Raw genomic sequence first — 25262 nt, 5'->3', positions numbered from 1 at the left:
CTCTTCGCCAGTGTGCCCGACATGTCCCCAGCTTCGACTTCAACCGGCCGTCCGGCCAATGACGCAAGGCGCCTGCGGCGGATCTTCGACCGCCGCGCCGCCACGTTCGACGCGGTCGCGTTCCTGCCGCGCGAGATCGCGCAGCGGATGAACGAGCGCCTCGAATACATCAAGGTCAGCCCCGCGGCCGTGCTGGACGCGGGCTGCGGCCCGGGGGACGACCTGCCGGCGCTGCGCGCGCGCTTTCCGGAGGCACCCGTATTCGGCGTCGACCTGTCCGGCGCGATGCTCGCGCGAGCCGGTCAGCGCGAGGTCGAGCAGACGAGCTGGCGCCGCTGGCTGCCGGCCTCGCTCGGCCGTGCGCTCGGCCAGCGCGGCCCCCGCGTCGCCCAGGCCGACTTCGCCGCGCTGCCGTTCCCGGGCGGCGCGTTCGACCTGATCTGGTCGAATCTCGCGCTCCACTGGCATTCGCGTCCGGACACGGTGCTGCCCGAATGGCAGCGCGTGCTGCGCGTGAACGGGCTGCTGATGTTCAGCACGCTCGGCCCCGACACGCTGCGCGAACTGCGCGCGGCCTGCGCGGATGCGGAAGCGGCGCTCGGCATCGTGCCGCCCGCCGCGCGCGTGATCGATTTCGTCGACATGCACGACCTCGGCGACATGCTCGTCGAGAGCGGCTTCGAGATTCCCGTGATGGATCAGGAAGTGCTGACCGTCACCTACAAGACCCCCGACTCCCTGCTGGCCGACGTGCGCCGCTGGGGCGCCTATCCGTTCGAGCGCGAGGCGCCGCAGCGCGCGACCCGGCGCTTTCGCGCGGCGCTCGGCGACGCGCTGGAGGCGCGCCGGCGCGCGGACGGCACGATCGCCTTGACGTTCGAAGTGATCTACGGCCACGCGTGGAAGGCCGTGCCGCGCACGACCGCCGAGGGGCACGGGATCGTGCGCATCGAGGACATCGGAAAGGGGCGTCCGAAGAATCGGTAGAGCGGTAAAGAGGGGTTTTGTTATGTCTGAAATTAGCGGCGCAAAGCGGGGTCGAATTGGCGCCTGAAATGGCCGGAAAGCTTGTCGCGCTTGGCTTGCGGGGCGATAGCCGCTTGCTTGTGGATGCCATTGAACCCGCCTATAATGCGTCAGCTTGTCGTCCCGGGGTCCCCGCAATACGGGGCGACGAGTCCGATGCAGGCATGCATCGCATGCCATTCGCGTGAGGCGGCGATGGAAGCAGCGAGGGTTTTGGCGGAGACGACGAACGGCGAGCCGGTCCTCGAAGACTGGCTGATGAAACGCAACTGTTCGGCGTCGCCGCGCCAGTTCGTGCTGTTTTACGCGTCGCTCGCGGGCTTCTCGCTGGTGATCGCGACATTGCTGATGTGGCGGGGGGCCTGGCTCGTCATGCCCTTCACCGGAATCGAGTTGCTGGCGGTGGGTGTCGCATTTGCGATCTATGCTCGCCATGCGGTCGATTACGAACGCATCAGGCTGTATCCGCACCGGCTCGTGATCGAGCGGATGGATGCGGAGCGGCTCACGCAGATCGAATTCAACCCGCGCTGGGTGCGGGTCGAGCCGGGTGCGACGCCACGCGATCCGATTCGGCTGGTATCGCGCGGGCAGACCGTCGTAATCGGGCAGCATCTCGCGCAGTACAAGCGTGCGCAGTTCGCCGACGAACTGCGTGCATCGCTCAGGCGCTGCGGCTGACGAGGCGCGGGCACTGGCCGGAAACGGGCCGGAGGCTTGCGACGGGGGAGGGTTTGAATGGAAATTTTGGGTAAGGATGCTATGAAAACAATCAAGCGAGCCCTCACGGGCGTGCTGGCATGCAGCGGATTGCTCTTTGCCGGTGCCGCCCTGGCGGTCGGTGATAGCCCGGGCGGCCCCCGCGTCAACGAGATCAACTTTCAGCCGCCGGTCACGAAAATCGCCGAGGAGCTCTACGATCTCCACACGATGATGCTGATCCTGTGTACGGTGATCTTCGTCGGCGTGTTCGGTGTGATGTTCTATTCGATCTTCGCGCACCGCAAATCCAAGGGCCACAAGGCCGCCAATTTCCATGAAAGCACGACCGTCGAGATCATCTGGACGATCGTGCCGTTCGTCATCGTCGTGCTGATGGCGCTGCCGGCGACGAAGGCCGTCGTCGCGATGAAGGACACGACCAACGCCGATCTCACGATCAAGGTCACCGGCTACCAGTGGAAGTGGGGCTACGACTACGTGAAGGGCCCGGGCGAGGGCATCGGCTTCCTGTCGACGCTGTCCACCCCGCGTGACGAAGTGATGGGCAAGAAGCCGATCACCGACACCTACCTGCAGGAAGTCGACAACCCGCTCGTCGTGCCGGTCAACAAGAAGATCCGCATCATCACGACCGCGAACGACGTCGTCCACTCGTGGTACGTGCCCGCGTTCGGCGTGAAGCAGGATGCGATCCCCGGCTTCGTGCGCGACACGTGGTTCAAGGCCGACAAGGTCGGTACGTTCCGCGGTTTCTGTACCGAGCTGTGCGGCAAGGAACACGCGTACATGCCGGTCGTCGTCGAAGTCCTGTCGGACGACGACTACGCGAAGTGGGTCACCGCGCAGAAGGCCAAGCTCGCCGGCGCCGCAGTCGATCCGAACAAGGTCTACACGATGGCCGAGCTCGTCGCGCACGGCGAGGAAGTCTACAAGGCGAACTGCGCGGCCTGCCACCAGGTGAGCGGCAAGGGCCTCGGCGCATTCCCGGCCATGGACGGCAGCCCGATCGTGAACGGCCCGATCGCCGGCCACGTCGAGCGCGTGCTGCACGGCAAGGGCGCGATGCCGTCGTGGGCGTCGCTGTCGGATCTCGACATCGCTTCGGTCATCACGTACGAACGCAACTCGTGGGGCAACCACAAGAACGACCTGCTGCAGCCGAAGCAAGTGGCCGACGCGCGTAACGGCAAGATGCCGGAAGACGCGGCGGGCGCGGCAGCGGCACCGGCAGAGGCGGCTTCGGCACCGGCGCAAGCCGCGTCGGGCGCCGCTGAACAGCCGGCGGCAGCAGCGGCATCGGCCGCGCTGTCGACGATCTACTTCGAAACGGGCAAGAGCGTGCTGCCGGCCGACGCGAAAGCGGCGATCGCCGCCGCGGCCGACTATGCGAAGGCACATCCGGACGCGAAGCTCGCGCTGTCGGGCTTCACCGACAAGACGGGCTCGGCCGACGCGAACGCCGAACTGGCGAAGCATCGCGCGCAAGCCGTGCGCGACGCGCTGAAGGCAGCAGGCGTGGCGGAAGACCACATTATTCTCAAAAAGCCGGAAACGATCACGGGCGGGGCGGACGCGAAGGAAGCCCGGCGTGTCGAGATCGGGCCGGCGGCTTGACGTGTCGCTGAGTTAGTCGACGTATTCGCATTAGGAGATTCTCATGTCTAGCATCGGGCACGACGTAGCCGCGGACCACGCGCACGACGACCACGCGCACGAAATGCCGCACGGCTGGCGGCGCTGGCTGTTCGCCACCAACCACAAGGACATCGGTACGCTGTACCTGCTGTTCTCGTTCATCATGTTCCTGTCGGGCGGCGTGATGGCCCTCGGCATCCGGGCCGAGCTGTTCGAGCCGGGCCTGCAGATCATGCGTCCGGAGTTCTTCAACGAACTCACGACGATGCACGGCCTGATCATGGTGTTCGGCGCGATCATGCCGGCGTTCGTCGGCTTCGCGAACTGGATGATTCCGCTGCAGATCGGCGCATCCGACATGGCGTTCGCGCGGATGAACAACTTCAGCTTCTGGCTGCTGCCGGTCGCTGCCGTGCTGCTGGTCGGTTCGTTCTTCGCGCCGGGCGGCGCGACGGCCGCCGGCTGGACGCTCTACGCGCCGCTGTCGACGCAGATGGGCCCGGGCATGGACTTCGCGATCTTCGCGGTGCACATCATGGGTGCGTCGTCGATCATGGGCGGGATCAACATCGTCGTGACGATCCTGAACATGCGCGCACCGGGCATGACGCTGATGAAGATGCCGATGTTCGCATGGACGTGGCTGATCACGGCGTACCTGCTGATCGCGGTGATGCCGGTTCTGGCGGGCGCGATCACGATGGTGCTGTTCGACCGTCACTTCGGCACGTCGTTCTTCAACGCGGCAGGCGGCGGCGATCCGGTGATGTACCAGCACATCTTCTGGTTCTTCGGCCACCCCGAGGTGTACATCATGATTCTGCCGGCGTTCGGGATCGTGTCGCAGGTGATCCCGGCGTTCGCACGCAAGACGCTGTTCGGCTATAGCTCGATGGTGTACGCGACGGCTTCGATCGCGATCCTGTCGTTCATGGTCTGGGCGCACCACATGTTCGCAACGGGCATGCCGGTCACCGGCCAGCTGTTCTTCATGTACGCGACGATGCTGATCGCGGTGCCGACGGGCGTGAAGGTGTTCAACTGGCTCGCGACGATGTGGCGCGGCTCGATGACCTTCGAAACCCCGATGCTGTTCGCGATCGGCTTCCTGTTCGTGTTCACGTTCGGCGGTCTCACGGGCCTGATGCTCGCGATGGCGCCGCTCGACATCCAGTATCACGGCACCTACTTCGTGGTGGCGCACTTCCACTACGTGCTGGTGGCCGGCTCGCTGTTCGCGCTGTTCTCGGGCTGGTACTACTGGGCGCCGAAGTGGACGGGCTGGATGTACAACGAGACGCGCGGCAAGATCCACTTCTGGTCGTCGATGATCTTCTTCAACCTGACGTTCTTCCCGATGCACTTCGTCGGTCTCGCCGGCATGCCGCGTCGTTATGCGGACTACCCGGCGCAGTTCACGGACTTCAACCAGGTCGCGACGATCGGCGCATTCGGCTTCGGCCTCGCGCAGGTGTACTTCCTGTTCGCGGTCGCGCTGCCGGCCTACCGTGGCGGCGGCGAGCTGGAAAAGGCGTCGGACAAGCCGTGGGACGGCGCGACGGGCCTCGAGTGGACGGTGCCGAGCCCGGCTCCCTTCCATACGTTCGAGCAACCGCCGCACGTCGAATAAGTTTCACCCTGCGCTCCGCCGTTGCCTGCCGCGCAGGCAGGCGCGGCGGGCGCGGAATTGAAATGTCAGCGAAGTTTCAGATGAACCGGAATCCACAACAAAGACGAACGCCCGAGCAGATCCGCGCGGGCAACAAGCGGCTCGGCCTCATCCTGCTCGTCATCGCCGCCGTTTTTTTTGTGGGTGTCGTGATCAAGCAGTGGTGGCTGTCCACTCACTGATGCAGCAACAGACGCAGTAGCGAGGAAGTTGTCGTATGTCGAAGCCGGAAGAGGGCGCCGTCGATCGCGCGTTCAATCGTTCGATGCTGGTGAAGCTCTTCGTCGTGGCCGGGCTGATGTTCGGTTTCGGCTTCGCGCTGATCCCGATGTACCGGGCGATCTGCCAGATCACCGGCATCAACAACCTGGTGCAGCGCGACGTGAGCGAGCGCGAGGTGAAGAATTCGCAGGTCGACACCAGCCGCACGGTGTCGGTCGAGTTCGACGCGAATGCGCGCGGCCCGCTCGGTTTCAAGCCGGAGCACAACAGCCTCGACGTGCATCCGGGTGAGCTGACGACGATCGTGTACGACGTGACGAACGGGCAGGGCAGGCCGGTCGTTGCACAGGCGATTCCGAGCTACGCGCCGAAGCAGGCGACGGAGTTCTTCAAGAAGATCGAGTGCTTTTGCTTTACGCAGCAGACGCTGGCCGCGAACGAATCGCGCAAGATGCCGGTGGTGTTCGTGATCGATCCGAAACTGCCGAAGGACGTGAAGACGATCACGCTGTCGTACACGTTCTTCGAGCTGAATACGCCGGCCACGCCGGCGCCCGCGCCGGGCAAGACCGCGGCGCAGGGCGCGGCGAAGCCGGACGCATGACGACGGAGGCGGGGCGATGACGGAGGTCAAGCGGGGCGGGTCGTTCGGTCAGGCGCTGAAGGCCGTGCTGTGGTCGTTCTTCGGGGTGCGCAAGCGGCGCGACCTGGAGGCCGACGCGACGCAGCTGAATCCGCTGCACGTGCTGATCGTCGCGTTGCTGGCGGCCGGTGTGTTCATCGGCGTGCTGATCCTGATCGTGCGTGCCGTCGTGGGCTGACGCGCGCGGCCACGAAAGAATGCAGTGCGCGGCGCCACGGCGCCGCGTGCAGGAAAGAGCGGTGGCGGTTACGCCGCGCAAGAAATAAAGCCGGAGCGGTTTCCGGTACACAAATTGGACAGAAGTGGAGAATCAAGCATGAGCGGTCAAAACCAGACCCCGTACTATTTCGTGCCGCATCCGTCGCACCATCCGATCAGTGCGGCCATCGGCCTGCTGGTCATGCTCGGATCGGCGGCGCTGTGGATCAACGGTCACGACTGGGCGCCGTTTACGGCACTGCTCGGCCTGCTGTGGTTGCTCTTCACGCTGTATCACTGGTTCGGCGACGCGATCGCCGAGTCGGAAGGCGGTCATTACGGCAAGAACGTCGACAAGTCGTACCGCTGGAGCATGAGCTGGTTCATCTTCTCGGAAGTCATGTTCTTCGGCGCGTTCTTCGGCGCGCTGTTCTATGCACGCGAAATCGCGCTGCACCAGCTCGGCAGCCTCGACTACAAGCTGATCTGGCCGGATTTCTCCGCCGTGTGGCCGAACGAAGGCCCGGCAGCACTCGCCGGTCACTTCAAGACGATGGGCCCGTGGCCGATCCCGACGCTGAACACCGCGTTCCTGCTGTCGTCGGGCGTGACGCTGACGATCTCGCACCACGCGCTGCGTGACGACCATCGCAAGAAGGCGATCGCATGGCTGGCCGCGACGCTCGTGTTCGGTATCTGCTTCCTGTTCCTGCAGGGCTTCGAGTACTACCACGCGTACAACGAACTGAACCTGACGCTGAACTCGGGCGTGTACGGTTCGACGTTCTTCCTGCTGACGGGCTTCCACGGTTTCCACGTGTTCCTCGGCGGCACGATGCTCGCGGTGGTGCTGGTGCGGATGATCCGCGGCCACTTCAAGCCCGATCACCACTTCGCATTCGAAGGCGCCGCCTGGTACTGGCACTTCGTCGACGTCGTCTGGCTCGGCCTGTACGTCGTCGTCTACTGGCTGTAAATGGAAAAACGGCCCGCGCAGCAATGCGCGGGCCGTTTTCATTGGTGTCGTGGGCGCGGCAGCGAGGCTGCGAGCGACACCACCCTGGCGCCGCCGCGACTCAGTCAGGCGGCGCTTTTGCTTGGTGGTGCGGCCGTGCGGCGAAATGTCACAGCGGCGGCCGCGGCAGCGGCATCAACGCCCGATCGGCAGGCCGGTCGAATGGATCCAGCCCATCCAGTTCGCGATCAGGATGAGCAGGAACAGCGAGACCGACAGCCCGACGCGGGTGGCGAGCGACCAGACCATGCGTTTCGTGTGGCCGCGGTCGTGCATCATGAAGTAGAGCGCCGAGCCCATGCTGGCAATGATGAGGACGAAGGCGATGGGAACGAGTATGTGCATGACACGAACCGGACGACGGCAATTCGGAAGGAAGAGGATAATTATCGCACTTCGCATTCCGGCACATGCCGGGCGGGCCGCATGATGAAGATTCGCTGGCTGCCTGCGCTGCTGATTCTCGTCGTCGTCGCGGTCACGATCCGTCTCGGTTTCTGGCAGCGCGACCGCGCGCACCAGAAGGAAGCGCTGCAGGCGAGCATCGAGCGCTACGAGCAGGCGGCGCCCGTCGACGTCGGCGCGCAGCCGATGCCGCTCGCGTCGATCGAGTTTCACCGCGTGCGGGCGAAGGGCCGTTTCCTGCCTGAACAGGCGGTGTTCCTCGACAATCGGCCGTATAACGACCAGCCGGGTTTTTACGTCGTGATGCCGTTTAAACTCACGGGCGGCGGCGTCGTGCTCGTGAACCGCGGCTGGCTGCCGCGCAATATCGCCGATCGCACGGCGATCGAGCCGTTCGCGACGCCGGCGGGCGACGTCGAGATCGTGGGCATCGCGCGTGCCGACGCGTCGCGTGCGTTCGAGCTCGGCGAAGGCGGGTCGGCGGCGCACCAGAAGATCCGGCAGAACCTGGATGTCGCCGCGTATGCGAAGGAAACGGGGCTGCCGCTGCAGCCGTTCGTGATCCAGCAGACGAGCGACGACGGCGACAAGCTCGTGCGCGACTGGCCGGCGGCGACGACCGGCGTCGAGCGCAATTACGGTTACATGTTTCAGTGGTGGGCGATGGCGGCGGCCGCGCTCGGCTTCGGCCTGTACGCCGCGCGGCGTGCGGCGAAGAAGTCGGCCGGCGCGTGAGCGCCATACCAGGACGCGGCGCCGGCGCCGCGGGTTCGTTTCGAGAGGTCTGATTTGTCCATGCAATCTTCCCGTCAGGGTTCGGCCGCTGCGCCGATGTCGCCGGCGGCCCGCAAGCGCGGCCGCTGGATGCTCGTGCTGCTGGGTCTCGTGTGCGCGGCACCGATGATCGCGTCGTACTTCACCTATTACGTGATCAAGCCGAAGGGCGGCTCGACGAACTACGGCACGCTGATCGAGCCGCAGCGTCCGATCCCCGCGGATCTGCAGGTGACCGACGAAACCGGCAAGACCGTGCCGCTGTCGTCGCTGCGCGGCGTGTGGCTGTTCGTGATGACCGACCGCAGCGCGTGTGACGACGCATGCGCGCAGAAGCTCTATTTCATGCGCCAGATCCGCGTCACGCAGGCAGGCGAGCGGCACCGGATCACGATGGTGTGGCTGCGCAGCGATGCGGGCGCGATGCCGCAGAAGGTGCTCGACGCGTACCCCGACACGCGCCGCCTCGTCGCCGATCCGGCCGCGGTGGCCGCATGGCTGCCTGCCGATGCCGGCACGAAGGACAGCGACCACCTCTACTTGGTCGACCCGAACGGCAACCTGATGATGCGTTTCCCGAAGGATCCGAACCCCAGCAAGATCAAGTCGGACGTGACGAAGCTGCTGAAGTGGTCGAGCATCGGCTAAGGCAAGACGAGAGGTAAAGAACCGATGTCGTATCTACTGCAACTCGGCCTGATCGGCCTGTGCATCGCGCTGCTGCCGCTGTCGTACGTGTGGGTGAAGGCCGACGACAACAAGTTTCGCAAGCTGGTGTGGATCACCACCTTCCTGACGCTCGACCTCGTGATGTTCGGCGGCTTCACGCGGCTGACCGACTCGGGGCTCGGCTGCCCTGACTGGCCGGGCTGCTACGGCACGTCGTCGCCGTTCATCGCGCATGCCGCGATCACGGCCGCGCACCAGGCGATGCCGACGGGCCCCGTCAGCATGACGAAGGCGTGGATCGAGATGATCCACCGCTATTTCGCGATGGCGATCGGCGTGCTGATCATCGCGCAGGTCGTGATCGCGTGGTCCGCGAGGCTGCGCCGCCGCCCGCTGCACGTGTCGCCGTGGTGGCCGACGAGCCTGCTGCTGCTGATCCTCGTGCAGGGCGCGTTCGGCGCGTGGACGGTCACGATGAAGCTGCAGCCGGTGATCGTCACGATTCACCTGCTGCTCGGCCTCACGCTGCTCGGCACGCTCGGGTGGCTTGCGGCGCGGCAGACGCCGCTGCCGTCGTACGATCCGGAAGCCGGCCGCTATCGCGCGGCCGCGCTCGCGGCGCTCGTGCTGCTGGTCGTGCAGATCGCGCTCGGCGGCTGGGTGAGCACCAACTACGCGGTGCTCGCATGCACCGACTTCCCGACCTGCAACGGCCAGTGGATTCCGCCGATGGACTTCCAGCACGGCTTCCACCTGTGGCGCGCGCTCGGAATGACGAAGGACGGCGACGCGATCACGCAGGACGCGCTGGTCGCGATCCACTGGACGCACCGCACGTTCGCGTTCGTCGTGGTCGCGTATCTGGTCGCGTTCGCGCTGAAGATGCGCCGCTTCGAATCGCTGCGGCGGCCCGCGAACGGCGTGCTGCTGGTCGTCCTGCTGCAGTTCGTGACGGGCCTGACCAACATCGTGCTGCAGTGGCCGCTGCCGGTCGCCGTCGCGCACAACGGCGGGGCCGCGATCCTGCTGCTGCTCGTCGTCATGTTAAACTTTCGCATCCTTTCAAGCCGCCCCGGCCGTGTCGCGCAGCCTGCGCGCGACGCCGCCCCGGCGTGACCGCCCCCATGCAAAGCACCCTCTCCCAATCGCCCGGTAGCCGCTTTTCCCAGTACATGGCGCTGACGAAGCCGCGTGTCACGCAGCTCGCGGTGTTCTGCGCGGTGATCGGCATGTTCCTCGCGACGCCGGGCATGGTGCCGTGGCACGTGCTGATCGGCGGTACGGTCGGCATCTGGCTGCTGGCCGGCGCGGCGTTCGCGATCAACTGCCTCGTCGAACAGAAGATCGACGCGATGATGCGTCGTACCGCGTGGCGCCCGTCCGCGCGCGGCGAGATCACGACGCCGCAGATCCTGCTGTTCTCGGCCGTGCTCGGCAGCGTCGGCGCATGGACGCTCTACACGTTCACGAACCCGCTGACGATGTGGCTGACGATCGCCACCTTCGTCGGTTATGCGGTGATCTACACGCTACTGCTCAAGCCGATGACGCCGCAGAACATCGTGATCGGCGGCGCGTCGGGTGCGATGCCGCCGGCGCTCGGGTGGGCCGCGGTCACCGGCGCGGTGCCGGGCGACGCGTGGATCCTCGTGCTGATCATCTTCGTGTGGACGCCGCCGCATTTCTGGGTGCTCGCGCTGTATCGGCGCAAGGATTACGAAAACGCGGGGCTGCCGATGCTGCCCGTCACGCACGGCGAGAAGTTCACGCGGCTGCACATCCTGCTGTACACGGTGATCCTGTTCGCGGTCACGCTGATGCCGTTCATCTCCGGGATGAGCGGGGCCGTCTACCTGACGAGCGCGGTGCTGCTCGGCGCGGTGTTCCTCGCGTATGCGTGGAAGATCCATCGCGACTATTCGGACGAACTCGCCCGCAAGGCCTTCCGCTACTCGATCGTCTACCTGTCGCTGCTGTTTGCCGCGCTGCTCGTCGATCACTATGCACGCCCGCTGCTCGGCGTGTAACCGCACGGTTTGAACGCAATGCTCCAATCACGGTTCGGGCGCCGCGCGCGCCAAGGCTGGATGCTCGCGTGCGCATTCACGGCAGCGCTGCTGCTCGCCGGATGCGACAACGCGCCGAAATTCCAGAATCTCGACATCACCGGCAACACGCAGTTCGGCAGCGACTTCTCGCTGCCCGATACGGCCGGCAAGGTGCGCACGCTCGGCGATTTCAAGGGCAAGGCCGTCGTGATGTTCTTCGGCTATACGCACTGCCCGGACGTGTGCCCGACGACGATGGCCGAGCTGTCCGAAGCGTTGAAGCAGCTCGGGCCCGATGCCGCGAAACGCGTGCAGGTGCTGTTCGTCACCGTCGACCCGGAGCGTGACACGCCGGCGCTGCTCGGCCAGTACGTGCCCGCGTTCGATCCGTCGTTCATCGGCCTGCGGCCGGCCGACGAAGCCGCGCTGAAGAAGGTCACGAAGGATTTCCGCGTGTACTACGCGAAGGTGCCCGGCAAGACGCCCGGCAGCTACACGATGGATCACACCGCCGCGAGCTACGTGTTCGACCGCGACGGCAAGCTGCGCCTGTTCGTGCGTGACGGCCAGGGCCCCGGCCCGTGGGTCCACGACCTGAAGCTGCTGGTCGACTGACCGGCCGCCGCCGGGCGCCCGGCCCGGCGTAGCGCGTGACGGCCGTCACGCGCCATCACCCTGGTTCTCTCCTCGTTGTTCGCATGCGCCGCCCGTCGGGCGGCGTGTCGGCGCGCGCATCGCGCACGCGTCGCATGTCGCGTTACGGCAGCGCGGGTACGTTGAAGCCGGATGCGGCACGCGTGATCCGGAATTCCGTCACGCGATACGTGGCGAGCCCCTCGATGACGAACGGATCGGTCTTCAGGATCGCGTCCAGCTCGTCACGATCGATGCGGGCCGCGAGGATCACGCCGCCTTCGCGCGGCACCTTCGGCCCGGCCGCGATGAAGATGCCCTTGTCGAACTGCGGCTGCAGGAATGCGCGATGGCGTTCGAGCGCATCGTCGATGTGTTCGAGCGATGCGGTGTAGTGGATGTCGATGACGTACATGGATGGCCCCCGGAATGGTGCCGGCTCCTCGTGTGCCGGCCAGCCGGTCTTTTTAGCACAGCGGATGCGGGCTGTCGCGCTGCGGGCGGCCGACCGACCGGCGGTTCGCCGCACCCGCGCGTATTCAAGTTGTAAGCCTCGGTGCCGTAAATAAAAAGGCAAGCGTTTGCGCGGGGCGGGCCGTTCGCGCGCAGCGTGCGCATCGACATCGACAAAGGCACGCAGATGAGCAGAATGAGTTTGAACCGCAAGCTGTGGCTCGCGCTTGCGCTGGTATGGATCGGTCTCCTGGGCGTCGGCGCATGGAGCGCATACGAGACGCGCGCGACGATGCTCGCCGAACGCAAGGCAGGCATCGCGAATCTCGTCGACTCGGCGGCCGGCATCGTGAAGGCGTATCACGCACTCGCGCAGGGCGGCACGTTGCCCGAGGCCGACGCGAAGCGCGACGCGCTCGCGAGCCTGGCCGCGATGCGCTATGGCGATTCGGGCTACGTGTTCGTGATGGACTCGAAGCCGGTCGTGCTGATGCATCCGACGCTGCCGAAGCTGGTCGGCACGCAGGTCGGCGACTATCTCGACCCGGACGGCAAGCCGCTGTTCGTCACGATCCTGAACGCCGCGAAGGAAACCGGCAGCGGCTTCGCCGAGTACCGCGGGCGCCTGCCGCACAGCGAAACCGCCGTGCCGAAGATCAGCTACGTCACGCGCTTCACGCCGTGGGACTGGAACATCTCGAGCGGCGTCTTCCTGAAGGACATCGACACCATCTATTACCGGACGCTGCTCGGCCACCTCGCGGTCGTGTTCGTGATCGGCTTCGTGATCAGCGCGGCGATGCTGGTGATCATCCGCAACGTGCGCGGCAGCCTCGGCGGCGAGCCCGACGAAGCCGCCGCGCTCGCGGCGCGCATCGCGCAGGGCGACCTGACGCAGCCGGTGCCCGTGCGCGCGGGCGACCGTACGAGCATGATGGCCGCGATGCACGACATGCAGGCCCGCCTGCAGGCGACGATCGGCGGGATTCGCCAGTCGGCCGGATCGATCGCGTCGGCGAGCCGCCAGATCTCCGCCGGCAACGACGACCTGTCGCAGCGCACCGAGGAGCAGGCCGCGTCGCTGGAGGAAACCGCCGCGAGCATGGAGCAGCTGACCGCGACGGTGAAGCAGAACGCCGACAACGCGCGACAGGCGAGCGGGCTCGCGAACAACGCATCGGAGATCGCGCGCACGGGGAGCGACGTCGTGAACCGCGTGATCGGCACGATGGGCGAGATCGACGACAGCTCGCGCAAGATCGCCGACATCATCGGCGTGATCGAGGGCATCGCGTTCCAGACCAACATCCTCGCGCTGAACGCGGCGGTCGAAGCCGCGCGCGCGGGCGAGCAGGGCCGCGGCTTCGCGGTGGTCGCGGGCGAAGTGCGCTCGCTCGCGCAGCGCAGCGCGACGGCCGCGAAGGAGATCCGCGAGCTGATCGTCGACTCGGTCGAGCGCGTGCGCAACGGCTCGACGCTGGTCGGCCAGGCCGGCACGACGATGGGCGAGATCCTGCAGGCCGTCGCGCGCGTGACCGACATCATGGGCGAGATCGCGGCCGCGTCCGAGGAGCAGGCGAGCGGTATCACGCAGGTCGGGCGCGCGGTCACGCAGATGGATCAGGTGACGCAGCAGAACGCGGCGCTCGTCGAGGAAGCGGCGGCGGCGGCCGCGTCGCTGCAGGAACAGGCCGCGCGGCTGCGCGATGCGGTCGGCGCGTTCCGGGTCGTCGATGCAGACGGCCTGTCGCCGCGCCGGGCCGGCGGGCAGAGGGGCGAGCCTGCATTCGGCACGAAGGCGGCCGACCGTGCGACGGCGGCGTGACGCGCACCGGCTGACGCGCACGTCGCTCAAACGCAACTAACGGCCGAGTCGCGCAGCTGCCGCCGGCACCGCTGCGGTGCATACCCATATGAGCGGGATGTATTTCACTTCCCGCCGATCCTGTGACACCATTTGCCCCTTCCTGCGAGTCGGGGCTTACCCGTATCGCGCCCTATTTCCAGTAAGCAAGAAAGCGAGAAACAGATGAAGCGTCGCAGTCTCCTGAAGGTATTTTCCGTGCTGGCCACCGGCGCAGCGCTGACGCTGTCGGCAGGCGCGCACGCCGAAGACAAGGTGATCAAGGTCGGCACGGTGGCCGGCCCGGATGCGGAAGTGTGGCAGCTCGTGCAGAAGGTCGCGAAGGAGAAGGAAGGCCTGAACGTGAAGGTCATCGAGTTCAACGACTACGTGCAGCCGAACGCGGCGCTCGATTCGGGCGACCTCGACGCGAACAGCTTCCAGCACCAGCCCTACCTCGACAGCCAGGTGAAGCAGCGCGGCTACAAGATCGTCAGCGCGGGCCTGACCTACATCTCGCCGATCGGCGTGTACTCGAAGAAGTTCAAGACGCTGAAGGACCTGCCGCAAGGCGCGAAGCTCGCGGTGCCGAACGATCCGTCGAACGAGAACCGCGCGCTGCTGCTACTGCAGACGCAAGGCGTGATCAAGCTGAAGGCGGGCGCCGGCACGGGCGGCAACAACGCGACGGTGCTCGACATCGCCGAGAACCCGAAGAAGCTGAAGATCTCCGAACTCGACGCCGCGCAACTGCCGCGCGTGCTGTCGGACGTCGACGCGGCCGTGATCAACACGAACTACGCGCTCGCCGCGAACCTGCAGCCGACCAAGGACGCGATCGCGCTCGAATCGCTGACGAGCCCGTACGCGAACCTGATCGCCGTGCGCGCGAAGGACAAGGACCAGCCGTGGGTGAAGAAGCTGGTCAAGGCGTACCAGTCGCCGGAAGTGCGCGAATTCATCAAGAAGCAGTTCAAGGGCTCGATGGTCGCGTCGTTCTGAACGTCGCACACCGGCCGGACAGCTGAACGAAAGGGCCTGCATCGCGCAGGCCCTTTTTCATTGGCGCGGCCGGTCGGGGGGGCGCGGGATGCCGCGTTCGGCGCTGTCTCACATCTCGCCGCGCCGCGAGCAGATCGACATGATCTGCTGGATCGCATAGTTGTCGCGCACGCCCGGCAGCGACTGCACGACGCACTCGTGAAAGCGCCGCTCGCGCGGCAGCAGCATCGCGTTGTTGCGGTACAGCGCGTCGCACGAGCGCTGGATCAACTGGGCCGCCGCACCGTTGCGGCTCTCGCGCAGCGCATTGAGCATGCAGTCGTCGTATTGCGCGCTGCCGTCGGTCAGCGCGAACGCCGCTCCCGGCAACGCCAGCGCGACAGCCGCGAATGCGATGGCTCGGATCCCCCGTTTCATGTCGCCTCCGATGGCGTGGACTGGGTCGGCCGACAGCATAACGTAAAGCCGCGAGCACGGCTGACGCGTTGCGCCGGGGCCGGCCGAAACCGCCGCCGGCCGGGCTTCGCGCGCGGTGGCGGCGCCCCGGCGGGCGCCACGGCCCGGCCTTTTCAAGAAAGCTCGGAGTCAGGCGGTGGTCTGCGGAAATGGTATCCTCGTGCGTTCGCCGCTGCGCACCTTCCCGGGGCGCGCACGGGCCGGCCACCACCGCGTCGCACGTGTGGCGGCGCCCGCATGACGGCGGCGGAAATTCATCATCCAGAACCGACACAATACGGGGGAGACACACCCATGAAGCGTTTCAAGACTTTCGCGATCCGTTCGATCACGGCCGGCGTGGCCGCACTCGCGCTGGCCGGTGCCGCGCACGCCCAGACCGTCAAGGTGTTGTCGATCGTCGACCACCCGGCGCTCGATGCGATCCGCGACGGTGTGCGCGCCGAACTGAAGGCGGAAGGTTACGGCGACGACAAGCTCAAGTGGGAATACCAGAGCGCGCAGGGCAATACGGGCACGGCCGCGCAGATCGCGCGCAAGTTCGTCGGCGACCAGCCCGACGTGATCGTCGCGATCGCGACGCCGGCCGCGCAGGCGGTGGTTGCATCGACGAAGAGCGTGCCGGTCGTCTATTCGGGCGTGACCGATCCGGTCGCCGCGCAGCTCGTGAAGGGCTGGGGCCCGTCGGGCACCAACGTGACGGGCGTGTCCGACAAGCTGCCGCTCGATCGCCAGGTCGCGCTGATCAAGCGCGTCGTGCCCAACGCTAAGACGGTCGGCATGGTCTACAACCCGGGCGAGGCGAATTCGGTCGTCGTCGTGAAGGAGCTGAAGGACATCCTCGCGAAGCAGGGGATGACGCTGAAGGAAGCGGCCGCGCCGCGCACCGTCGACATCGGCCCGGCCGCGAAAAGCCTGATCGGCAAGGTCGACGTGATCTACACGAACACCGACAACAACGTCGTGTCCGCGTACGAAGCGCTCGTGAAGGTCGCGAACGAAGCGAAGATCCCGCTCGTCGCCGGCGACACCGACAGCGTGAAGCGCGGCGGCATCGCGGCGCTCGGCATCAACTACGGCGACCTCGGCCGCCAGACGGGCAAGGTCGTCGCGCGCATCCTGAAGGGCGAGAAGCCGGGCGCGATCGCGTCGGAAACGAGCAGCAACCTCGAGTTGTTCGCGAACACGGGCGCGGCCGCGAAGCAGGGCGTGACGCTCGCGCCCGATCTGCTCAAGGACGCGAAGACGGTCATCAAGTAAGCCGCGGCCCGACCGCCGCGCCTGCAGGCCCGATCCGGGCCTGAACGACACCGCCGGACGGGCGGCTCCCACCCGGGGCCGCCCGTTCGCTTCGCCCGGCCGTACACGTCCGGCCGGGAAGCAACAGGATTTCCCCATCATGTCTCTGTTCTCGTTTCTGGGCGCCCTGGAGATCGGCCTGATCTTCAGTCTCGTCGCCCTCGGGGTGCTGATCTCGTTTCGCATCCTCAACTTCCCCGACCTCACCGTCGACGGCAGCTTTCCGCTCGGCGGCGCCGTCGCCGCGACGCTGATCTCCGCCGGCTACGACCCGTTCAGCTCGACCTGCATCGCGATCGTCGCGGGCGCGGTGGCCGGCTTCATCACCGGCTGGCTCAACGTGCGCCTGAAGATCATGGACCTGCTCGCCAGCATCCTGATGATGATCGCGCTCTATTCGGTGAACCTGCGGATCATGGGCCGGCCGAACGTGCCGCTCATCACCGAGCCGACCGTCTTCACCGTGCTGCAGCCCGACTGGATGCCCGATTACGTGCTGCGCCCCGCGCTGCTCGCGATCGTCGTCGTGGTCGCGAAGCTCGGCCTCGACTGGTTCTTCTCGTCGCAGCTCGGCCTCGCGATGCGCGCGACCGGCGCGAACCCGCGGATGGCGCGCGCGCAGGGCATCGCGACCGGCCGCGCGACGCTCGCCGGGATGGCGCTGTCGAACGCGCTCGTCGCGCTCGCCGGTGCGTTGTTCGCGCAGACGCAGGGCGGCGCGGACATCTCGATGGGGATCGGCACGATCGTGATCGGGCTGGCCGCGGTGATCATCGGCGAGACGCTGCTGCCGGCGCGCCGGCTCGTGCTGACGACGCTCGCCGTCGTGCTCGGCGCGATCGTCTACCGCTTCTTCATCGCGCTTGCGCTGAACAGCGAATTCATCGGCCTGAAGGCGCAGGACCTGAACCTCGTGACGGCCGCGCTCGTCACGATCGCGCTGGTGCTGCCGGCAACGCGCAAGAAGCTGTTCGCGCGCAAGAACGGAGGGGCCTGACATGCTGTCCGCACAAGACCTGAAACTGACGTTCAATCCCGGCACGCCGATCGAGACGCGCGCGCTGCGCGGGCTGTCGCTCGAGATTCCCGACGGCCAGTTCGTCGCGGTGATCGGCTCGAACGGCGCCGGCAAATCGACCTTCCTCAATGCGATCAGCGGCGACCAGGCCGTCGATGCGGGACGCATCTCGATCGACGGCACGGACGTCACGCGCAAGGCCGCGTGGGATCGCGCGCACCTCGTCGCGCGTGTGTTCCAGGATCCGATGGCCGGCACCTGCGAGGCGCTGACGATCGAGGAGAACATGGCGCTCGCGATGGCGCGCGGCGCGCGGCGCGGCTTTCGCGCGGCGCTCGACCGGCCGTCGCGCGAGCTGTTCCGCGACAAGCTGCGGCTGCTGAACCTCGGGCTGGAAAACCGGTTGACCGACCGGATCGGGCTGCTGTCGGGCGGCCAGCGGCAGGCGGTGAGCCTGTTGATGGCGTCGCTGCGGCCGTCGCGGATCCTGCTGCTCGACGAGCACACGGCCGCGCTCGACCCGAAGACGGCCGCGTTCGTGCTGGAGCTGACCGCGCGCATCGTCGCCGAGAGCAGGCTGACGACGATGATGGTCACGCACAGCATGCGGCAGGCGCTCGACTACGGCGACCGCACGGTGATGCTGCACCAGGGGCAGGTCGTGCTCGACGTGTCGGGCGACGCGCGCAAGGGGCTCGACGTGCCGGACCTGCTGCAGATGTTCGAGAAGGTGCGTCACGAGCAGCTCGACGACGACGCGCTGCTGCTCGGCTGACGGGCGGCTGGCGGGCCGGCGCGGGGTGTTGCATCGTGCCGGTTCGCGTGAGGGGTGGCGTGCCGGCCCGGCGAGTCGGGTCGACAAATCGGCCCGACGAATCAGCCCGACGAATTGGGGTGGCGCGGCGGGTCGGCAATTCGGCCCGGTTGGCGGTGGCGCGCGTTCGGGCGGCACGATCCGGCCATACCCGCTCCGGTGCGGCGTAACATGACGACCGCGCCGGCTTGCCCGTCGTTTTTCCTCTGACGAAAACCGGTTTCGCGCCGGTGCTGTGCGACGCGAGCGCATTGCCATATACTGTATATCCATACAGTTGTGGGTGGCGTCATGCTCGCATCCTCCATTTCTCCCGAATCCCTTCATCCGTCCCTTTGGCGCGGTTCCCAGCTCGCGCGCGGCGGCCCGCGCACGATCGATACCGGCTTCGCCCCGCTGTCGGCCGAGTTGCCGGGCGGCGGCTGGCCGGTCGGCGGGCTCGTCGAACTGCTGGCCGCGCAGCCGGGCTGCGGCGAGATGCGGCTGCTCGCACCCGCGCTCGCACGCACCGTCAGCGCGCGTCGTCCGCTTGCGCTCGTCGCGCCGCCTCAAGCGCCGCATGCGACCGCGCTCGCCAGCCTCGGCGTACCGTCCGACGCACTGCTGTGGCTGCGTGCCGGCAGCCGCACCGATGCGCTGTGGGCTGCCGAGCAGGCGCTCAAGACGGGGTGCTGCGGCGCGCTGCTGCTCTGGCAGGATGCGCGGCCCGATGCGCTGCGGCGCCTGCATCTCGCGGCCGCGCGCACGGGCGACACGCTGTTCGTGATGCTGCGTCCGCTGTCGGCCGCGCGGCAACCGTCGCCGGCCGTGCTGCGTGTCGCGCTGTATCCGGTGCCGGGCGGCGTGTCGCTCGACATCGTCAAGCGTCGCGGCCCCGCACGCGGCGAGCCGCTCGTGCTCGACCTGCCGTCGCCCATCGTGGAGAGCCGCTATGCGCGTCTTGCTCGGCATCCATCTGCCGCGCCTGCCGCTCGACGTGTGCGCCCCGCCGCCGTCTGACGGCGCGGCGCAACGCGTAGACGAAGCGGACGAAGCAGGCTGCGCGGTGCTCGAGCAGGGTGTCGTGCTGATTGCCGATGCGTCCGCGCGCCGGCAGGGCGTGCGCGCGGGCATGAAGCGCGGCGGCGTGCTCACGCTCGCGCCGCACACGCGGCTCGTCGAACGCGACCCCGCGCGCGAGGCCGATGCGCTGCGCGCGGTCGCGCTCGCGTTGCTGCGCTTTTCGCCGTGCGTTGCGCTCGACGACGAAGCCACGCTGATCGTCGACGTCGGCCCGAGCCTGCGCCTGTTCGGCGGCCTGCCGTCGCTGTGCCGACAGGTGCGCGCGACGCTCGCGGCGCTCGGCTATGCGGCGCGCCTGTCCGCCGCACCGACCGGGCGTGGCGCGTGGCTGCTCGCGCGCGTGTCGGCCCGTGCACGCCTCCGGCGCCGCGTCGCCGGCCAGGTGTCGCTCGTGCGTTCGCTCGACAGGCTGCCGTGCGTGCTGCTGCCCGATGCGCGTCCGTATGCGGGCTGGTTCGACGGCCTCGGCTGCCGCACGCTCGCCGACCTGCGCAACCTGCCGCGCGCGGGGCTGCAGCGCCGCTGCGGTCCCGCGTTGCTGGCCGCGCTCGATCGCGCGTACGGCGATGCGGTCGAGCCGCTCGCATGGATGGCGGTGCCGCCGGTGTTCGACGTGCGGCTCGAATTGCCGGAGCGCGTCGAATACGCGGAAGCCGTGCTGTTCGCCGCGCGGCGGCTCGTCGTGCAGCTGTGCGGCTGGCTGGCCGCGCGGCAGCTGTCGCTGGCCGCGATGACGTTCGATCTCGAGCACGAGCGCGGCCGTCAGGCCGTGCCGCCGACGCCGCTCGAACTCGCGTTCGCCGCACCCGTGCGCGACGAGACGCATTTCATGCGGCTGCTCGGCGAGCGGCTCGCGCGCGTCGAGTTGCCGGCCGCGGTGATCGCGGTGCGTCTGAAGGCCACGCGCGTCGAATCGGTCGCGCCGCCGGCCGACGATCTGTTCCCCGAGCCGGGCGGCACGAAAGAGACGCGCGCACGGCTGTTCGAGTTGCTGGTCGCACGGCTCGGCGCGGAGAACGTGCTGCGCGCGGCACCCGTCGCCGATCACCGGCCCGAGGCCGCGAACCGCTGGCTGCCGCTCGATGCGCAGGCCGGCAAGCCGGCCGGCGGGCCGCCGGCCGTGCCGCCGAGGCCCGCGTGGTTGCTGGACGAGCCGCTGCCGCTGCTGATGCGGGGGGAGCGGCCGGTATTTCATACGCCGCTCAGGATGATGTCGTCGGTGGAACGGATCGAGGCCGGGTGGTTCGATGGCCAGCTCGCCGCACGCGATTACCACGTCGCGCAGGACGAAACCGGTGCGTGCTACTGGGTGTTCAAGGAGCGGGCAGCGAGCGAGGCCGAGCCGCGCTGGTTCCTGCACGGCCTGTTCGGGTGAACGGTCATGGTTGCGGAATTCAGCTGGCTGCCCGATTACGCGGAGTTGTTCTGCCGTTCGAACTTTTCGTTCCTGCATGGCGCGTCGCATGCGGAAGAACTGGTCGAGCGTGCGGCGGAACTCGGCTATCGCGGGATCGCGATCACCGACGAATGCTCGCTCGCCGGTGCACCGCGCATGCACGTCGCGGCGAAGGCGAAAGGGTTGCCGCTCGTCATCGGTTCGTACTTCGAAGTCACACCGGATGAAGTCGCACCGGGCCACGATCCGGGCCCCGGCGCGTTCGGGCTCGTGCTGCTCGCGCAGAATCGGGAAGGCTACGGCAACCTGTCCGAGCTGATTTCGTGGCGGCGGATGGAAGCGCCGAAGGGGACGTACACGCTGACGTCGCACATGCTGTCGAGGCCGCCCGAGGCATTCGCACACCTGCGCGGCATGCCCGACTGCTTCGCGATTCTCGTGCCCGGGTATCCGGTGCGTGCGGACGTGCTCGATGCACAGGTCGCATGGTTTCGCGCGACGTTCGGCGAACGTGCACGGCTCGGGCTCGTGCAGTTGCAGCGCGCGCTGGACGGTGCGCAGCGCGAGGAGATTCGTGCGGCCGGCGAGCGGCGCGGCGTGCGCATCGTCGCACTCGGCGACGTGACGATGCACCGGCGCTCGTGCAAGGAACTGCAGGACGTGATGACGGCGATCCGTGTCGGGATGCCTGTCGCGGAATGCGGTTATGCGCTCGCGCCGAATGCGGAGCAGCATCTGCGTGCGCGCGGGCGGATCGGGAAGCTGTTTTCGCCGGAAGAGATCGCGGAAACGTGCACGATGCTCGACGGCTGCAATTTCTCCCTCGATGACCTGAAGTATGAATACCCGCTCGAACTCGTCCCGCGCGGGCATACGCCGACGAGCTATCTGAAGCAGGAGACCTGGGCGGGTGTGGCCCGGCGTTACTGGAATGGTGTGCCGGAGAAAGTAGCCAGGCAGATCCGGTATGAACTCGCCCTGATCGCGAAACTGAATTACGAGCCGTTCTTCCTGACCGTCTACGACATCGTCAAATTCGCGCGCAGCCAGAACATCCTGTGCCAGGGACGCGGCTCGGCGGCGAACTCGGTGGTCTGCTATTGCCTCGGCATTACCGAGGTCGATCCCGATCAGAGCACGATGCTGTTCGAGCGTTTCATCAGCGTGGAGCGCGGCGAGCCGCCCGATATCGACGTCGATTTCGAGCATCAGCGCCGGGAAGAAGTGATTCAGCATATCTACGAGAAGTACGGGCACGATCGCGCCGCACTCGCCGCCGCCGTATCGACGTATCGCCCGCGCGGCGTGCTGCGCGAGACCGGCAAGGCGCTCGGTGTCGATCCGGTGCTGGTCGATCGCGTCGCGAAAGCGCATCGCTGGTTCGACGGCAGTCGCGACCTGCTGCAGCAATTCTCGACGACCGGGCTCGATCCCGAGACGCCGCTCATCCAGGCGTGGGCCCGGCTCGCCGCGCGGCTGCTGAACTTCCCGCGCCATCTGTCGCAGCACTCGGGCGGCTTCGTGATCAGCCGCGGCAAGCTCACGCGGCTCGTGCCGGTCGAGAACGCGGCGATGGACGGGCGGCGCGTGATCCAGTGGGACAAGGACGATCTCGAAGCACTCGGGCTGATGAAGGTCGACGTGCTCGCGCTCGGCATGCTGTCGGCGCTGCATCGCGCGTTCGACATGCGCACCGCATGGCGAGGCCCGCCGAAGGCAGACGGCAAGCCGTTCACGTTGAAGCACATTCCAAAGGATGACGTCGCAACCTACGACATGATCTGCCGCGCCGACACGGTCGGCGTGTTCCAGATCGAATCGCGCGCGCAGATGTCGATGCTGCCGCGCCTGCGGCCGCGCACTTATTACGACCTGGTGATCGAGGTGGCGATCGTGCGGCCGGGGCCGATCCAGGGCGGGGCAGTGCACCCCTATCTGAAACGACGCCAGGGCCTCGAAAAGGTCAGTTATCCAAAGGAGGACCTGAAGCCCGCACTCGAACGGACGTACGGCGTGCCGATCTTCCAGGAACAGGTGATGCAGATCGCGATGATCGCGGCCGGCTTCACGGCCGGCGAGGCCGACCAGTTGCGTCGCGCGATGGCCGCGTGGAAGCGCAAGGGCAATCTGGAGCAATATCACGGCAGGATCGTCGACGGGATGCGCGAGCGCGATTACCCGCCCGAGTTCGCCGAACAGATCTTCGAGCAGATCAAGGGTTTCGGCGATTACGGTTTCCCCGAGAGCCACGCGGCGAGCTTCGCGAAGCTCGCCTACGCCAGCAGCTGGCTCAAATGCCACGAACCGGCGATCTTCCTCGCCGCATTGCTGAACAGCCAGCCGATGGGTTTCTATCCGCCGTCGCAACTCGTGCAGGACGCGAAGCGTCACGGCGTGCAGGTCCTGCCGATCGACGTCACGCAAAGCGGCTGGGAGGCATCGCTCGAAGCGCTGCCCGGCCAGCCGCCTCCGCACGGACAGCCGGCCGTCCGGCTCGGGCTGTCGCTCGTGAGCGGTCTGGGAGAAGCCGCTGTCCGCAGGATCGAAGCCGCACGCGCGGCAGGCCCCTTCGACAACGTCGACACTCTCGCGCGCCGCGCGCAGCTCGAACGCCGCGATCTCGAGGCGCTCGCCGCCGCGAACGCGCTCGCGACCCTCGCCGGCCACCGCCGCGACGCGCTGTGGCAAGCGGTTGCAGCGGCACCCGAGCGCGACCTGCTCGCGACCGCACCGATCGACGAAGCGGAGAAGCCGGCACTCGGCGCGCCGTCGGAGGCCGACGACATCCTCGCCGACTATCACACCACCGGCCTCACGCTGAACCGCCACCCGGTCGCGCTGCTGCGGCCCGAGCTGCGCGCGCGGCGGCTGTCGTCCGCGGCCGAACTGCACGACCGGTCCGACGGCCGGCTCGCGCGCGCGTGCGGGCTCGTGACCGCACGGCAGATGCCGGGCACCGCGAAAGGCGTGATGTTCATGACGCTCGAGGACGAAACCGGCTGCGTGAACCTGATCGTCCGGCCCGAGCTGCTCGCGCGGCAGCGCCGCGAAACCCTCGATTCGCGGCTGCTCGCCGTGTCCGGCGTGTGGCAGGTCGCGAGCGACGTGAGGCACCTCGTCGCGCAGCATTTCGAGGATCTGACGCCGCTGCTCGGCGGCCTGCGCACGTCGAGCCGCGAGTTCCATTGATGCCGGGGTGCCCCCGTCGTACCGGCACCCTCGACGTCGATGCATACCAGTCGGCCGAACTGGTTCTATTCCGGTATCGTTTCCATCCCTCCGAACCCGGCAAATCCGGCGCTTGAACTGTCCCCTTGCATACCAATCCGGGTAAATCCCTATCCCGCATCGCGTTGTAAACAAAGGCTTTCTCGCAACTAAAACGCTTGCCGGGCAAGGCTTTCGGCGATTTCCGCGTCGCTAATACCAGTTCGTTGACTGGTATTATGGTGGTTATATAATGCCCTCACTTTCGACGGCCTGCGGTCGTCGTCCGACACCCGGAGGCACATGGAAACCGGCTGGTCCGAACTGGCGCCCGATCCCCTCAGCGATACGCCGCTCTATCTGCAGCTCGCCCGCAATCTGGCGAGCGCGATCCACGCCGGCGCGTGGCGGGCCGGCGAGGCGCTGCCGTCGGAGCGGCTGCTGTCGGTGTCGGTCGGCGTATCGCGGATCACGGCCCGTCGCGCACTCGCGCTGCTGGTCGAGCAGGGGCTGATCAAGCGGGCGCGCGGGGCGGGCAGCTTCATCACGCCGCGCGTCGCCGATCCGCTGTCGCGTCTCGTCGGCTTCACCGCGAAGATGAAGCAGCGCGGCTTCGTGCCCGATTCGGTATGGCTGTCGCGCACGCTGCGCGCCGCGAGCCGCGACGAGATCACGCATCTCGGCCTCGCCCCCGGCGCGACGGTGGCGCGGCTCGAACGGCTGCGCCGCGCGGACGGCATCGTGATGGCGGTCGAGCACTCGACGCTGCCGGCCGCGGTGGTGCCCGATCCGCAGGCGCTCGGTGCGTCGCTGTACGAGTACCTCGACGCGCGCGGGATGACCGTCGTGCGCGCGCTGCAGCACTTTCGTGCGGCGAACGCGACCCACGCGATCGCGAAATGGATGGCGGTGAAACCGGGCTCGGCGCTGCTGGTGATCACGCGGATCGGCTACGGTGCCGACCAGCGCGCGATCGAAGTGAGCGAAACGTATTGCCGCGACGATTACTACGACTTCGTCGCCGAACTGAAACGCTGACGCGCGAGATTGCC

25 protein-coding genes are annotated in these 25262 nt (G+C 67.3%); 22 read left to right on the top strand and 3 right to left on the bottom strand.

All coding sequences use genetic code 11. The annotated features are described in order from the left end of the window. Positions 1–21: 21 nt before the first annotated feature. From DPV79_RS17925 to DPV79_RS17895, 8 genes are all read left to right on the top strand, one after another. Positions 22–987 carry a methyltransferase domain-containing protein gene (locus DPV79_RS17925; protein WP_059498614.1) on the top strand — a complete coding sequence of 322 codons (966 nt, stop codon included), beginning with the start codon at positions 22–24 and terminating at the stop codon, positions 985–987. 195 nt (positions 988–1182) lie between these two features. After that, on the top strand, positions 1183–1707 hold the full coding sequence (locus tag DPV79_RS17920; protein ID WP_021163744.1) for a DUF2244 domain-containing protein: 525 nt from the start codon (positions 1183–1185) through the stop codon (positions 1705–1707). A 57-nt stretch (positions 1708–1764) separates the two neighbouring features. Beyond that, positions 1765–3363 (top strand): cytochrome c oxidase subunit II, encoded by a 1599-nt coding sequence (coxB, locus tag DPV79_RS17915; protein WP_059489832.1) that lies wholly within the window; start codon positions 1765–1767, stop codon positions 3361–3363. A 43-nt stretch (positions 3364–3406) separates the two neighbouring features. Then, entirely contained in the window at positions 3407–5014 is a 1608-nt protein-coding gene (ctaD, locus tag DPV79_RS17910; protein ID WP_014895962.1) for a cytochrome c oxidase subunit I, read from the top strand. Between the two features lie 80 nt (positions 5015–5094). After that, complete coding sequence (locus DPV79_RS42685) at positions 5095–5235, top strand: cytochrome oxidase small assembly protein (RefSeq protein ID WP_027789063.1); 141 nt, start codon at positions 5095–5097, stop codon at positions 5233–5235. A gap of 35 nt (positions 5236–5270) precedes the next feature. Further along, entirely contained in the window at positions 5271–5879 is a 609-nt protein-coding gene (locus DPV79_RS17905) for a cytochrome c oxidase assembly protein (protein WP_011353276.1), read from the top strand. A 16-nt stretch (positions 5880–5895) separates the two neighbouring features. Further along, positions 5896–6096: a DUF2970 domain-containing protein gene (locus DPV79_RS17900; protein ID WP_021163748.1), complete on the top strand. Its 201-nt coding sequence runs from the start codon at positions 5896–5898 to the stop codon at positions 6094–6096. Between the two features lie 138 nt (positions 6097–6234). Then, on the top strand, positions 6235–7092 hold the full coding sequence (locus tag DPV79_RS17895) for a cytochrome c oxidase subunit 3 (RefSeq protein ID WP_027789064.1): 858 nt from the start codon (positions 6235–6237) through the stop codon (positions 7090–7092). Positions 7093–7266: 174 nt separating this feature from the next. Here the strand turns inward: DPV79_RS17895 and DPV79_RS17890 are convergent, their stop codons facing one another. Then, the gene (locus DPV79_RS17890; protein ID WP_011353273.1) at positions 7267–7476 is read right to left on the bottom strand and encodes a twin transmembrane helix small protein; all 210 of its coding nucleotides are present in this window, start codon (positions 7474–7476) and stop codon (positions 7267–7269) included. 84 nt (positions 7477–7560) lie between these two features. Between DPV79_RS17890 and DPV79_RS17885 the strand changes: the two genes are divergently transcribed. From DPV79_RS17885 to DPV79_RS17865, 5 genes are read left to right on the top strand one after another with little or no spacing between them, the layout of a single operon-like run. Continuing rightward, a complete protein-coding gene (locus DPV79_RS17885) occupies positions 7561–8271 on the top strand; it encodes an SURF1 family protein (RefSeq protein ID WP_059489878.1) in 711 nt (236 codons plus the stop codon). Positions 8272–8331: 60 nt separating this feature from the next. Next, positions 8332–8958 (top strand): SCO family protein, encoded by a 627-nt coding sequence (locus DPV79_RS17880; RefSeq protein WP_042978154.1) that lies wholly within the window; start codon positions 8332–8334, stop codon positions 8956–8958. Positions 8959–8982: 24 nt separating this feature from the next. Continuing rightward, entirely contained in the window at positions 8983–10095 is a 1113-nt protein-coding gene (locus DPV79_RS17875) for a COX15/CtaA family protein (RefSeq protein ID WP_021163752.1), read from the top strand. A gap of 8 nt (positions 10096–10103) precedes the next feature. Beyond that, positions 10104–11006 (top strand): heme o synthase, encoded by a 903-nt coding sequence (gene cyoE / locus DPV79_RS17870; protein ID WP_006477738.1) that lies wholly within the window; start codon positions 10104–10106, stop codon positions 11004–11006. 18 nt (positions 11007–11024) lie between these two features. Continuing rightward, the gene (locus DPV79_RS17865; RefSeq protein WP_042978155.1) at positions 11025–11642 is read left to right on the top strand and encodes an SCO family protein; all 618 of its coding nucleotides are present in this window, start codon (positions 11025–11027) and stop codon (positions 11640–11642) included. Positions 11643–11784: 142 nt separating this feature from the next. On the opposite strand, the gene DPV79_RS17860 is transcribed toward DPV79_RS17865, so the two are convergent. Further along, positions 11785–12075, bottom strand: a complete 291-nt coding sequence (locus tag DPV79_RS17860) for a YciI family protein (protein ID WP_059498613.1) — start codon at positions 12073–12075, stop codon at positions 11785–11787. Between the two features lie 225 nt (positions 12076–12300). Between DPV79_RS17860 and DPV79_RS17855 the strand changes: the two genes are divergently transcribed. Both DPV79_RS17855 and DPV79_RS17850 read left to right on the top strand, forming a co-directional pair. Then, the gene (locus DPV79_RS17855; protein ID WP_113046102.1) at positions 12301–13938 is read left to right on the top strand and encodes a methyl-accepting chemotaxis protein; all 1638 of its coding nucleotides are present in this window, start codon (positions 12301–12303) and stop codon (positions 13936–13938) included. Positions 13939–14142: 204 nt separating this feature from the next. Next, positions 14143–14958: a MetQ/NlpA family ABC transporter substrate-binding protein gene (locus tag DPV79_RS17850; protein WP_048025688.1), complete on the top strand. Its 816-nt coding sequence runs from the start codon at positions 14143–14145 to the stop codon at positions 14956–14958. Between the two features lie 108 nt (positions 14959–15066). Here the strand turns inward: DPV79_RS17850 and DPV79_RS17845 are convergent, their stop codons facing one another. Next, complete coding sequence (locus DPV79_RS17845; RefSeq protein WP_021164244.1) at positions 15067–15375, bottom strand: VF_A0006 family four-cysteine protein; 309 nt, start codon at positions 15373–15375, stop codon at positions 15067–15069. 333 nt (positions 15376–15708) lie between these two features. Here DPV79_RS17845 and DPV79_RS17840 point away from each other — a divergent pair, with 333 nt between their 5' ends. The 7 genes from DPV79_RS17840 (at position 15709) to DPV79_RS17810 (ending at position 25248) form a co-directional block, all read left to right on the top strand. Next, positions 15709–16674: an ABC transporter substrate-binding protein gene (locus DPV79_RS17840; protein ID WP_059498612.1), complete on the top strand. Its 966-nt coding sequence runs from the start codon at positions 15709–15711 to the stop codon at positions 16672–16674. A gap of 139 nt (positions 16675–16813) precedes the next feature. Further along, the gene (locus DPV79_RS17835) at positions 16814–17710 is read left to right on the top strand and encodes an ABC transporter permease (protein ID WP_021163152.1); all 897 of its coding nucleotides are present in this window, start codon (positions 16814–16816) and stop codon (positions 17708–17710) included. Between the two features lies 1 nt (position 17711). After that, positions 17712–18506: an ABC transporter ATP-binding protein gene (locus DPV79_RS17830; protein ID WP_048025685.1), complete on the top strand. Its 795-nt coding sequence runs from the start codon at positions 17712–17714 to the stop codon at positions 18504–18506. A gap of 330 nt (positions 18507–18836) precedes the next feature. Beyond that, a complete protein-coding gene (gene imuA / locus DPV79_RS17825) occupies positions 18837–19544 on the top strand; it encodes a translesion DNA synthesis-associated protein ImuA (RefSeq protein ID WP_027789072.1) in 708 nt (235 codons plus the stop codon). Further along, positions 19477–20982, top strand: coding sequence for a Y-family DNA polymerase (locus tag DPV79_RS17820; RefSeq protein ID WP_113046076.1), 1506 nt, complete (start codon positions 19477–19479; stop codon positions 20980–20982). The genes imuA and DPV79_RS17820 overlap by 68 nt, the downstream gene beginning before the upstream one ends. 6 nt (positions 20983–20988) lie before the next feature. Beyond that, positions 20989–24192 carry an error-prone DNA polymerase gene (locus tag DPV79_RS17815; protein ID WP_113046075.1) on the top strand — a complete coding sequence of 1068 codons (3204 nt, stop codon included), beginning with the start codon at positions 20989–20991 and terminating at the stop codon, positions 24190–24192. Between the two features lie 321 nt (positions 24193–24513). Next, entirely contained in the window at positions 24514–25248 is a 735-nt protein-coding gene (locus tag DPV79_RS17810; protein WP_027789079.1) for a GntR family transcriptional regulator, read from the top strand. Positions 25249–25262 lie beyond the last annotated feature (14 nt).

It is taken from the genome of Burkholderia reimsis, from assembly GCF_003294055.1.
Taxonomy (GTDB): Bacteria; Pseudomonadota; Gammaproteobacteria; order Burkholderiales; family Burkholderiaceae; genus Burkholderia; species Burkholderia cepacia.
The sequence above is the reverse complement of the archived record's forward strand: the minus strand, read 5'-3'. Positions and strand labels throughout refer to the sequence as shown.

Coding starts and splice junctions, on each gene's coding strand:
- DPV79_RS17830 (WP_048025685.1), top strand. CDS start 17,712: ATGCTGTCCGCACAAGACCTGAAACTGACGTTCAATCCCGGCACGCCG.
- DPV79_RS17865 (WP_042978155.1), top strand. CDS start 11,025: ATGCTCCAATCACGGTTCGGGCGCCGCGCGCGCCAAGGCTGGATGCTC.
- DPV79_RS17820 (WP_113046076.1), top strand. CDS start 19,477: ATGCGCGTCTTGCTCGGCATCCATCTGCCGCGCCTGCCGCTCGACGTG.
- DPV79_RS17840 (WP_059498612.1), top strand. CDS start 15,709: ATGAAGCGTTTCAAGACTTTCGCGATCCGTTCGATCACGGCCGGCGTG.
- DPV79_RS17900 (WP_021163748.1), top strand. CDS start 5,896: ATGACGGAGGTCAAGCGGGGCGGGTCGTTCGGTCAGGCGCTGAAGGCC.
- DPV79_RS17850 (WP_048025688.1), top strand. CDS start 14,143: ATGAAGCGTCGCAGTCTCCTGAAGGTATTTTCCGTGCTGGCCACCGGC.
- DPV79_RS17885 (WP_059489878.1), top strand. CDS start 7,561: ATGAAGATTCGCTGGCTGCCTGCGCTGCTGATTCTCGTCGTCGTCGCG.
- ctaD (WP_014895962.1), top strand. CDS start 3,407: ATGTCTAGCATCGGGCACGACGTAGCCGCGGACCACGCGCACGACGAC.
- DPV79_RS17905 (WP_011353276.1), top strand. CDS start 5,271: ATGTCGAAGCCGGAAGAGGGCGCCGTCGATCGCGCGTTCAATCGTTCG.
- imuA (WP_027789072.1), top strand. CDS start 18,837: ATGCTCGCATCCTCCATTTCTCCCGAATCCCTTCATCCGTCCCTTTGG.
- DPV79_RS17845 (WP_021164244.1), bottom strand. CDS start 15,375: ATGAAACGGGGGATCCGAGCCATCGCATTCGCGGCTGTCGCGCTGGCG.
- DPV79_RS42685 (WP_027789063.1), top strand. CDS start 5,095: ATGAACCGGAATCCACAACAAAGACGAACGCCCGAGCAGATCCGCGCG.
- coxB (WP_059489832.1), top strand. CDS start 1,765: ATGGAAATTTTGGGTAAGGATGCTATGAAAACAATCAAGCGAGCCCTC.
- DPV79_RS17855 (WP_113046102.1), top strand. CDS start 12,301: ATGAGCAGAATGAGTTTGAACCGCAAGCTGTGGCTCGCGCTTGCGCTG.
- DPV79_RS17925 (WP_059498614.1), top strand. CDS start 22: ATGTCCCCAGCTTCGACTTCAACCGGCCGTCCGGCCAATGACGCAAGG.
- DPV79_RS17890 (WP_011353273.1), bottom strand. CDS start 7,476: ATGCACATACTCGTTCCCATCGCCTTCGTCCTCATCATTGCCAGCATG.
- DPV79_RS17875 (WP_021163752.1), top strand. CDS start 8,983: ATGTCGTATCTACTGCAACTCGGCCTGATCGGCCTGTGCATCGCGCTG.
- DPV79_RS17880 (WP_042978154.1), top strand. CDS start 8,332: ATGCAATCTTCCCGTCAGGGTTCGGCCGCTGCGCCGATGTCGCCGGCG.
- DPV79_RS17860 (WP_059498613.1), bottom strand. CDS start 12,075: ATGTACGTCATCGACATCCACTACACCGCATCGCTCGAACACATCGAC.
- DPV79_RS17815 (WP_113046075.1), top strand. CDS start 20,989: ATGGTTGCGGAATTCAGCTGGCTGCCCGATTACGCGGAGTTGTTCTGC.
- DPV79_RS17810 (WP_027789079.1), top strand. CDS start 24,514: ATGGAAACCGGCTGGTCCGAACTGGCGCCCGATCCCCTCAGCGATACG.
- cyoE (WP_006477738.1), top strand. CDS start 10,104: ATGCAAAGCACCCTCTCCCAATCGCCCGGTAGCCGCTTTTCCCAGTAC.
- DPV79_RS17835 (WP_021163152.1), top strand. CDS start 16,814: ATGTCTCTGTTCTCGTTTCTGGGCGCCCTGGAGATCGGCCTGATCTTC.
- DPV79_RS17920 (WP_021163744.1), top strand. CDS start 1,183: ATGCAGGCATGCATCGCATGCCATTCGCGTGAGGCGGCGATGGAAGCA.
- DPV79_RS17895 (WP_027789064.1), top strand. CDS start 6,235: ATGAGCGGTCAAAACCAGACCCCGTACTATTTCGTGCCGCATCCGTCG.